Here is a 9,423-nt window from a genome sequence, read left to right on the forward strand (position 1 = left end):
CTATTTTCCCCAAACCTGCTGTTGATAAGTCTTTTTACATATATTTAGTAGTCGGCGATCGTTCTCACTTATTGTAGATAGGCGATGATACTGTGGGAGATTAACAGAATAGGGAGAGGTACTGCCGTCGAAACTATCTACAACTTTTACATCTAACTGAGTTGATTTTAAAGAGCCATAAAAACAGTAAAAAGCAGACCTAGGAAGATAAAAAGCTCCTATCACCTTCCCTTGACGAAGTTCAAACACAAAATACTCCTTTTCAACTTGGTCGCGTTGAGGAGATTGACCATAGAAATAAGTGCCATCAGGTATTAAGCTATTTGTTGGCTCCCGCTCGGAATCGATTGTAAATGGTTTTGGACAGAATTTGACTGGTGGACGTAAAAGCGCAGTTGTTTTCGGCGGCCCGGCAGCCAACAACCCTAATCCGCTTACAGATGTACTTGTTAAATAGGTGGCGATCGCTCCTAACCCCAAAGTTAAGAATAACCCCCCCAGTAAACCGCCAAATCGATTTAATTTCAATAAACCGGGTTTTTGAGAGAAAAGGCTTGCCATAGTCAACCAGTTGCTTGCAACCAACCCGGTTTTTGATCCCCTTGCTAAATGCTCGTTTCCAGATACAAAAAAAGATTTTAGATTAAATCTAAAATCTTTTCTCTCAAATTTCTAGCTAGCTAGGTATTCTCGCACTTGAGCTTGCCGACGACGTAGATGAGCTAGAGCTTGATGTTCTAGCTGGCGCACCCGTTCCCGGCTGAGTTTCAGCCGTTCCCCTACCTTGGCCAGAGACATTTCATTCCCGTCTTCCAAACCGAACCGCAAACTCAAGACATCTCGCTGCTGGGGAGTTAGTTCTGCCATCAGGTTATGGAGGTCTTGTCTGAGCAATTCCCCTGTGATGTAATCATCAGGAGAGGCGCTTTCATCTTCTAAGAGTTCTTGCAGTTCTGTATCCTGGTTATCTCCCACCCGCAGATCCAAAGAAACTGGATGGCGTGCCATTAGCAGGTATTCCCGAATTTGGGAAGGGTGTAATTCCAGTGCAGAGCCGATTTCGGCTGGAGTTGGGCTGCGCCCTAGCTGCTGAGCTAGTTCCCTCTGGACTTTTTTGATTTTATTGAGTTTTTCGGTAATATGAATCGGCAAACGGATGGTGCGAGCGTGTTGAGCGATCGCGCGCGTGATTGCTTGACGAATCCACCAGTAGGCGTAGGTTGAAAATTTGTATCCCCGCATCGGGTCAAATTTCTCTACACCTCTCTCCAAGCCGAGAGTACCTTCTTGAATTAAATCCAAGAATTCCATATTGCGCTTTTGGTATTTTTTCGCGATCGCCACTACTAAGCGCAAATTCGCCTCAATCATTTTCTGCTTGGCCCGGCGACCTTGGTGCATCACGCGCTTGAGTTCAGCTTCACTTAGCTGCACTTGCAAAGCCCATTCTACCTCCGTTGGTTCGCGCCGCAGTTCTTTAGCTAGCTCTCCTTTCGCTTCTAGCAATTGCATCATTTGCTGCACCTGCTTGCCGTAAACAATCTCTTGCTCGCGGGTGAGCAGCGCCACGCGGCCGATCTCGTGCAGATAGGTACGAACCGTATCTGTTGAGGAGTCTGGCCTTGTGCCCATATAAGGGGGCTTACCAGTTTTGTTTTTAGGGGTGGCGTTAGACATGGGTGAATATTACACTCCTTAAACAGATAGAAAGTTGACCATAGTCTGCCCCAGTTTTCGGAGCTGGAGAGAAACTTATATTAGAGATAGGTTTCCCTATCCCTTCAAGCATGGGTGACGATTGGTAGAAGCTTTTTGGTACGTACTTTTAGGTCGTCATCTCTGGCAATCCAGTTAACTTGATAAAAGTTGACTGGCTTTGACGGTTCCTACAAGTCGAAGTTATTTTTCAGTTTACTTTTCTCAATTTTATTACAATTTTTGATGGCCGTAAAGGGTAAAAGCATCTATCTTAAGGTGAAAATTCTACATTTTTCCTTAAGTTTGCAGGCACTCTTCTAGGTTTAAGCACAACTGACTCTCACTGACTGTGAAACTAGGGGGTTTGCTTGCTTCTTATTCCATAATGACCTGAATTTTTTTAAGTGCCCAGATGTACTGAATAGGAGATAACCGAACTCGATCCCGGTACGCGGGCCGGATGTCTCTACTCTCAAGGATCTGGTATCAGTTCCAGCTAGCACTCTAGGCTAGCTGTCTTCTTCAAGGCTAAATCACACTTATAGTGTGTAGATTTGAGCGTAAAGTCATAGATATCTTGCTGATGTGACAGAAAATCCAGAACTAAAGAAATTTGGAGAGCAAGTTCGCCGGCTAAGGATATTAAGGGACTTTTCCCAAGAAAAGTTAGCAGAACGGGCTGGACTCCACCGTAACTACATTGGTGGTATTGAGCGGGGTGAAAGAAACATAGCCCTCTTAAACATTCTGCGGTTAGCAAAAGCTCTAGGAGTATCGCCTAGTGAACTGTTGAAGGAAATAGAGTAAATGCAGTCACCCTATACGGGGCTTCCTGTTCAAGCTTGGGAAGGCAAGACACGAGAACTCATAGACCAATCAGGTTATTACCTGGTAGTTAATTTCCAGAAATTCAATACGCAAACTCAAGGGGTACAAGCTTTAAGTATTAATTTAGTTCGTTTCGGGTGGATAGATCGAGAAGATTGGCAAGGGCAAGCGGCGGCAACAGGGCAGCAAGCTAGATTAAGCCGTGATGTAGAGCGTTATAAGTTACTGCCATTACCTCTATAAAAATTAGCCTTTTCTAAAATAAAGATAATTGAGTTCCACTAAGCTGCTTTTGCCTTAGAAAATCATCAATCCGCTTAGCAGCTAGATCGCAGTAGTCTTGGCAAATCTCAAATCCAATGATAGTGCGCTCTAAATCTAAAGCAACAACCGCCGTAGTTCCTGAACCCAAAAAAGGGTCTAAAATGATTTCGTTTGGGTTGGATGAAGCTTTGATAATGCGCTGGATGACAGCACTGGGAAATTGAGCGGGGTGAGAGGTACGCTCTTTTGATGCTCTATTTTTGCCAGAAGTGACTTTGGCAAAATCCCAAACATCCGTCGGATTTTTACCTTGGGAGTTGACTTTAATTTTACCATTCTTTTTTTGATTGGGGTATTTTACATTAGGATCGCGCACGTCATCTAAATTAAAGGTATAATTTTCTTGGTTTTTCACGTACCAAAGAAACTTTTCATTGCGGGGTGAAAAGAATTTACTGCCAGCAACCCCAGCGCCATAGTGCCAGATAACTTCTTGGATAAGGTAAAAAGGAATTTTGTCCCAAAGTAGATAGGGAATGGGAATCGCTTTAGCTTTATGGGGAATTGATAGATATCCTAAGTTAAGCCAAAAAGAGCCGTTGGGAACTGTAAGCCTGTAAATCTCAGTTATCCAGCTTTCACACCAGTTTAAATATTTATCAAGTGGCAATGTTTTTTCATATTCTTTGCCAATGTTATAGGGTGGACTGGTGACAGTGAGATTAACAAATTTATCTGGCAGCTTTGACATGGCTTCTAAGCAGTCCATCTGATAAATCAGACAGTTAGGTGCTTGAAAGTAGGGTTGACCCAAAAAATTTACTATGTTAGTTAAAACCATGATTGAATTGTTATCAGGGGTACTCTATAAACTAATCATTAAATCACAAAACCCGCACTAGGCGGGCTCCATCAAAATAATTGCAATCTAACTCATGCCTACAGCGGAATTGCACTAATTAAAGTCTGCATATTAGCAGCAATAGCAGCCGTAAAATGATGAGTAGCCGGCAAACTATCAACCACAATTCCCGCACACAGCAACATCATGTAAAAGATGGAATACTTAAAGAGCGATCGCGCTACTCCCCGATCCTCTGGAGACTGTAACAGTAGCCAAGCTTTCTGCATAAAAATCGCCCCCAGTAAAGTTGCCGCAACTCCATACACTGCACCCGCTGCATTCAGTGGATAAACTAGCAGCAAAGTCGCAGGAATCAAAATCAGAGTGTAAATCCAAATCTGCACCGCAGTCGCTTTATCGCCTTCAATTACTGGCAACATTGGCACGCCTACCTCCGCGTATTCGTCGCGAATCATCATTGCTAAAGCCCAAAAATGCGGCGGTGTCCACAAAAACACAATCGCAAATAATAACCATGCGGTTAAACTTAAATCTCCTGTCACAGCAGCCCAACCTACTAAGGGCGGAATTGCTCCTGCTGCACCGCCAATGACGATATTTTGCACGCTATGACGCTTTAGCCAGTGGGTATAAATTAGGACGTAGAAAACGATGCCCGACATTGCTAATAAAGCAGCTAGCAAATTAGCAACAACTGTGAGCAAGGTGAAGGATAAACTAGCAAGAACAATTGCGAATATTAAAGCATCCCGACGCTTTACCCGCCCCGAAGGAATAGGTCGCCAGCGAGTGCGCTCCATGATATAGTCAATGTCGCTGTCGTAGATGCAATTAATAGTATTAGCAGCACCGGAAGCTAAAGTGCCTCCAGTCATAGTTGCTAATAGCAATAAGGGATCTACTTCTCCTTTAGCTGCCATCCACATTCCCGCCGCTGTGGTAATTAGCAGCAACAGGATAATTCTTGGTTTCGTTAGTTGGTAGTAACTTTGAACTACCTGTAAAAGGTTTTGATGGATTCGGGATTGGTTGTTAGTAAGAATTTCCTGCATTATTTCCTTTCCTAAATTGCATAGCCCGTTGCAGGCTTTTTTGTAACGCGATCGGTTTTATAGCAACCGCCTTGGCGGTTAAGACTTACGTAACGCCGCCCTCTGGGCGGTTTAATTACCGCCTAGAAGGCGGCGTTACGGATATATTTAATGGTCTTGGCGACTGCTATAACTGGGCGGTTAAAACCGCTACTACACTGACTAAACCCGCCTGCGCGGGTTTCAAAACCGTCGCCTTGCTCTTTCTATAGTCCGCGTAGGCGGACTTTGTTTGTTTAGCCGCGAATTTTATTCGCCCGGCTTATTCTAACTAGGGAGTCAATTGGCAGATATGGCGCGATCGCGCCATGCTAAAACGCTGAATGCTACAAGCGTGGCCAGTAAAGCTGCACCCACTGCTTGGTGAGCTACTGTTAGGGGTTCTACTTGCAGGTGTAACCGGAAAGTTGCTACTCCTAAAAGTAACTGTGCTATTAGACATAAGCCAGCCCAGTTTGCTAATTTTCGTAATGTGGCATTTAGTGCTGGTGTTCGCCAGGCGATCGCGATTACTGCTAAGGTGCCGACGGTGGCGGGTACGATCCCCATAATGTGGCTATTCATCACACCACATAGCTCGGATGCGCCAAAGCATTGATGCAGGGCCCATTGAGAGCCGACTAATGCTCCTAATAGGCTTTGCAGGTAAATCAGCAAGGCGGCGATTGATGCTAACCAGGGTAATTTGCCAACTGTTCCGGTTGCTTGATAGGGTGTCAGCATTAAGCCGATCGCTACTAGGGTGATGAAAAATACTAAAGCCATTCCCAAGTGAGCGGTGACAATATCAAACCGTAGGAGTTGCGTTACTGTCAGTGCTCCTAAAATGCCTTGGGAAACGATCAGAAATAGGGTGAGTGGGGAGGCGATCGCTAGCCAACCAGGAAGACGATGCCTATACCACCAAGATAGTGCGGTGAGTGCGATCGCGCTTAATCCAATCAATGCTGCATCTAGCCGATGAAACCATTCCAGAAATACTTGTAGGTTCATCTGCGCGGTGGGTACTAACTCACCGTAGCACAAGGGCCAATCAGGGCAAGCCAGACCAGCATTCATTACCCGCGTTGCGCTACCTACGGCCATTAATAGCCAAGTGGCGATCGCCATCTTCCAGACTAGGCTACGAATCATATCCCTTGGCTGCCACTCCGCTTGCGGCTGCGCGGCAGTCTGATTCAAAACAGAGTTAGCCATGAGTTTTACATTAACCTTAATCGTCAATCAAACTTAATTAAATAATGAGCCTTTGCTCAGGTGAGCTTAACAGTCTATTTTTATCGCAAAAGTCGTGTTTACTACATTAGCGACAGTAAAATTGGATTAACCCCTCTTTACAAAGATTTCAGCTTTGCTGCTGTGATAGTTACTGCTCCCCATGTAACGCCGCCTTCCAGGCGGTATCCTTAACCGCCTGGAAGGCGGCGTTACAAACAGTTTTGCGTAAATTCCAGGAAGATATTGGGCTGATTTTTATAATTTTAAACAAATCTTGATTTATTTTCAGGATTTTGTGTGCTTGATCGATTAAGCCATCAAAATTTATGAATATTTTATAAAGAAAACCTTAAGATTTAATATTTTTTTGACTTTTTACTGTACGAAAAAGTGTAAAGATTTATTGCGAAATGTTAAAAGCATAAAAAAATCCTAAAAATTAGCACCAGTTACAAACTCTAAATGGATACCTGCTCTACCCTAATAAGTAGATATGACTGCCTGTAAGATGGCAGCCCACAAATAAGCTTCAAGTAAGCGACTCCTCAACCAAGGTGTCGCACCCCTGAGCAAGGAGTCAACAAGGCATGGCAGAAGAAAAAGAAAAACAAACAGTACCAGCTTCAATATTGGCTCTGGTTGCTGGCATCGTCATCACAGTTGTCAGCGTGTGGTACGGTCAAAACAACCACCTACTCCCAGAGCAGGCATCAGCCCAGGCCCCGCTGGTGGATGATTTTTTTAACGTGATGATCACGATCGGCACAGCTCTGTTCATCGTAGTAGAGGGCGCGATCGTACTGTTTGCGATCCAATTCCGCCACCGCCCCGGAGACGACGGCGACGGAGTGCCAATTAGCGAAAACTTCGGTTTAGAAATTTTCTGGACAGCAATTCCTGCGATCTTGGTGATTGGCTTGGGAGTCTACAGCGTTGAAGTTTATAGAGACATGGGAGGCTTTGACCCTGGAGCTTCTCAGGTAATGGCTCACGTCCATTCACCATCCCACATGGCACATAAAATGCCCAGAGGAAGCGCGATCGCAGCTCCCCTGATCGCGCAATCAGAAGAAATGACATCAGAAGAGATGGCATCGGAAATGCCACCAGCCCCCAATGCCAAATATGGCTTTGGAGGAACCCCGGCAGAACAAGGAAAAAAACCAGACGTGACAGTAAACGTCACTGGTATGCAATACGCCTGGATATTTAGCTATCCCGAAAGCAACGTCACCTCTGGCGAATTGCACGTACCCATCGGCAAAGACGTACAGCTTAACCTCTCCGCCGTCGATGTAATCCACTCCTTCTGGGTGCCACAGTTTCGCCTCAAACAAGATGCCCTTCCCGGTATACCCACTGAACTCCGGTTCGTAGCTATCAAGACGGGAGATTACCCCGTATTTTGCGCCGAACTCTGCGGCAGCTATCATGGCGCGATGCGTACAAGAGTAATCGTTCATACTCAGGAAGAGTATGATAGCTGGCTACAAGAAAGTCAGGTTGCTCAGCAGCAAGAGTTAAATCAAGCTGTTGCAGTTAACCCTGCTAATTTGTCAGCATCCGAGTTTCTGGCTCCCTACGCAAGCGAGATGGGAATTAAAGCCGAAACCCTAGCTCAACTGCACAAATAAGTCAGTTAACCGTTAACCGTTAACAGTTAACAGTTAACAGTTAACCGTTAACCGTTAACAGTTAACAAATTCGCTATTTTTCCCCAACATACTTTATGGCACAAGCACAAATTCCAGTAAATGCACCGCCGGAAAATAAGGGCGATCCTCATGGTGGACATCAGCATCCAGAAGCGTGGAAATGGTACGACTACTTTACTTTCAACGTTGACCACAAGCTGATTGGTATCCAATATCTGGTCACGGCGTTTATTTTCTACCTGATTGGCGGTTTGATGGCGATGGCGATGCGGGCAGAACTTTTTACTCCCGATTCAGATTTTTTGCCTCCCGAACTGTACAACGCTTTCCTGACTAATCACGGGACGATCATGATTTTCCTGTGGATTGTGCCGGCTGCGATCGGGGGATTTGGCAACTTTCTAGTACCGCTGATGATCGGTGCGAGAGATATGGCGTTTCCGAAACTAAACGCCCTCGCTTTTTGGGTAAACCCCCCCGCTGGATTGCTGATTTTGGGTAGTTTCTTTTTCGGAGGAGCCCAATCAGGTTGGACATCCTACCCGCCTTTAAGCGTGATTACAGCAAATACGGCTCAGTCCATGTGGATTTTGGCGATTATATTGGTAGGAACTTCCTCGATTTTGGGATCGTTGAATTTTATCGTCACCATCCTGAAGATGAAAATTCCTAGCATGAGGTGGGATCAAGTTCCCCTGTTTTGCTGGGCGATTATGGCGACTTCAATTTTGGCACTTGTGTCAACTCCAGTGCTAGCTGCGGGATTAACTCTACTGTTGTTTGACATCAATTTCGGCACGTCATTCTTCAAGCCTGATGAAGGCGGTAATGTTGTCATTTACCAGCATTTATTCTGGTTCTATTCTCACCCGGCAGTTTATCTAATGATTCTGCCTATTTTCGGGATTATGTCAGAAGTAATTCCAGTTCATGCTCGTAAACCCATTTTTGGGTATAAAGCGATCGCCTATTCTAGTGTCGCTATCTGCTTTGTGGGATTGTTCGTCTGGGTACACCATATGTTCACCAGCGGTACACCTCCCTGGATGCGGATGTTTTTCACCATTTCAACTCTGATTGTTGCGGTTCCCACTGGGGTGAAGATTTTTGGCTGGGTAGCTACTCTCTGGGGCGGTAAAATCCGCTTTACCAGTGCGATGCTATTCGCGATCGGTTTGTTGATGATGTTCGTCTTTGGCGGACTTTCTGGTGTCACTTTGGGAACTGCACCTTTTGATGTTCACGTTCACGATAGTTACTACGTCGTGGGCCATTTCCACTACGTTTTATTTGGCGGTTCAGTCTTCGGCCTTTACGCCGGAATTTATCACTGGTTCCCCAAAATGACTGGCCGGATGCTGAATGAAAATTGGGGCCGAGTTCACTTTGTTCTCACCTTCATTGGTACTAATCTTACCTTCCTACCGATGCACTCTTTGGGATTACAAGGAATGCCTCGCCGGATTGCCATGTATGACCCCCAATTTACTCAGCTAAACCAGCTTTGTACCTACGGATCGATTTTGCTAGGGTTCTCTGTAATTCCATTCTTCATTAATATTATTTGGAGTTGGATGTACGGGCCGAAAGCGTCTGATAATCCTTGGAATGCTCTAAGTTTGGAATGGACGACTGCATCGCCACCCGCGATCGAAAACTGGGAAGTTTTGCCAGTGTTGACGTATGGGCCCTACGACTATGGAGTAGATGGGCATGGTAAGCCAAGTGTCCCTATATCTGTGAAGAGTTAGTGGTTAGTTGTTAGTAGTTTACGTAACGCCGCGCTCTGGGCGGTATGTTACCG

At 45.3% G+C, this 9,423-nt stretch carries 10 protein-coding genes; 5 read left to right on the top strand and 5 right to left on the bottom strand.

Annotated elements, in window-relative coordinates; translation table 11 throughout:
- Complete coding sequence (locus PY364_RS13515) at positions 1 to 561, bottom strand: hypothetical protein (protein WP_275523224.1); 561 nt, start codon at positions 559 to 561, stop codon at positions 1 to 3.
- Positions 562 to 672: 111 nt separating this feature from the next.
- Complete coding sequence (locus tag PY364_RS13520; RefSeq protein WP_275523225.1) at positions 673 to 1,677, bottom strand: RNA polymerase sigma factor, RpoD/SigA family; 1,005 nt, start codon at positions 1,675 to 1,677, stop codon at positions 673 to 675.
- 606 nt (positions 1,678 to 2,283) lie between these two features.
- Here PY364_RS13520 and PY364_RS13525 point away from each other — a divergent pair.
- Positions 2,284 to 2,505, top strand: coding sequence for a helix-turn-helix transcriptional regulator (locus PY364_RS13525; protein WP_275523227.1), 222 nt, complete (start codon positions 2,284 to 2,286; stop codon positions 2,503 to 2,505).
- Complete coding sequence (locus PY364_RS13530) at positions 2,506 to 2,769, top strand: ScaI family restriction endonuclease (RefSeq protein ID WP_275523229.1); 264 nt, start codon at positions 2,506 to 2,508, stop codon at positions 2,767 to 2,769.
- Between the two features lie 13 nt (positions 2,770 to 2,782).
- Here PY364_RS13530 and PY364_RS13535 read toward each other — a convergent pair whose 3' ends face one another.
- Entirely contained in the window at positions 2,783 to 3,631 is an 849-nt protein-coding gene (locus PY364_RS13535) for a site-specific DNA-methyltransferase (protein WP_275523231.1), read from the bottom strand.
- 98 nt (positions 3,632 to 3,729) lie between these two features.
- Positions 3,730 to 4,707, bottom strand: coding sequence for a heme o synthase (locus tag PY364_RS13540; protein ID WP_275523232.1), 978 nt, complete (start codon positions 4,705 to 4,707; stop codon positions 3,730 to 3,732).
- Positions 4,708 to 4,778: 71 nt separating this feature from the next.
- On the opposite strand from PY364_RS13540, the gene PY364_RS13545 reads away from it, so the two are divergent.
- The gene (locus tag PY364_RS13545; RefSeq protein ID WP_275523233.1) at positions 4,779 to 4,958 is read left to right on the top strand and encodes a hypothetical protein; all 180 of its coding nucleotides are present in this window, start codon (positions 4,779 to 4,781) and stop codon (positions 4,956 to 4,958) included.
- A 67-nt stretch (positions 4,959 to 5,025) separates the two neighbouring features.
- Here the strand turns inward: PY364_RS13545 and PY364_RS13550 are convergent, their stop codons facing one another.
- Positions 5,026 to 5,943: a heme A synthase gene (locus tag PY364_RS13550; RefSeq protein WP_275523234.1), complete on the bottom strand. Its 918-nt coding sequence runs from the start codon at positions 5,941 to 5,943 to the stop codon at positions 5,026 to 5,028.
- Between the two features lie 608 nt (positions 5,944 to 6,551).
- On the opposite strand from PY364_RS13550, the gene PY364_RS13555 reads away from it, so the two are divergent.
- The gene (locus tag PY364_RS13555; RefSeq protein WP_275523235.1) at positions 6,552 to 7,598 is read left to right on the top strand and encodes a cytochrome c oxidase subunit II; all 1,047 of its coding nucleotides are present in this window, start codon (positions 6,552 to 6,554) and stop codon (positions 7,596 to 7,598) included.
- Between the two features lie 95 nt (positions 7,599 to 7,693).
- Positions 7,694 to 9,370 carry a cytochrome c oxidase subunit I gene (gene ctaD, locus PY364_RS13560; protein WP_275523236.1) on the top strand — a complete coding sequence of 559 codons (1,677 nt, stop codon included), beginning with the start codon at positions 7,694 to 7,696 and terminating at the stop codon, positions 9,368 to 9,370.
- Positions 9,371 to 9,423 lie beyond the last annotated feature (53 nt).

Source organism: Kamptonema sp. UHCC 0994 (assembly GCF_029167235.1).
GTDB lineage: Bacteria > Cyanobacteriota > Cyanobacteriia > Cyanobacteriales > Microcoleaceae > Kamptonema.